This is a genomic window from Flammeovirga sp. OC4 (genome assembly GCF_000812565.1).
Lineage (GTDB): Bacteria > Bacteroidota > Bacteroidia > Cytophagales > Flammeovirgaceae > Flammeovirga.
This window is the reverse complement of the sequence record NZ_JTAM01000177.1, coordinates 1-307: the sequence shown is the minus strand read 5'-3', so window position 1 is coordinate 307 and position 307 is coordinate 1. Positions and strand designations below refer to the sequence as shown.

Genomic DNA, 307 nt, shown 5'->3' with positions numbered 1-307 from the left:
AACAGAAGGTCAATTTGCTTCGTGAAGATTGTCAGACCAGTGATAGAAGTTGAGGTGATATTCAATCTATAGCTGTCTGCGTTGTCACTTGTCATTGAAGGAATGCTCAGTAGGGAAGCAGAACTTTCCGTCGATCCATCACTGACTTTCGTCCAGTTATATTCAAGAGCAGCGATTTCAAAACCACCATCATAAGAGTAAGGATCTCCGTAAGTGACTGTTACTGTTTCTGTATCTGCACTGCTATACGTCTGCCCATCATAACTGCTGATGTATTCGCTATTATCAATAAGATCATCGAAGAATA

General features: G+C 40.7%; 1 protein-coding gene. It reads right to left on the bottom strand.

Annotated features, from left to right (window positions below; genetic code table 11):
• A partial coding sequence (locus PL77_RS32200) for a hypothetical protein (RefSeq protein WP_044213719.1) occupies positions 1-307 on the bottom strand: 307 nt, incomplete at both ends.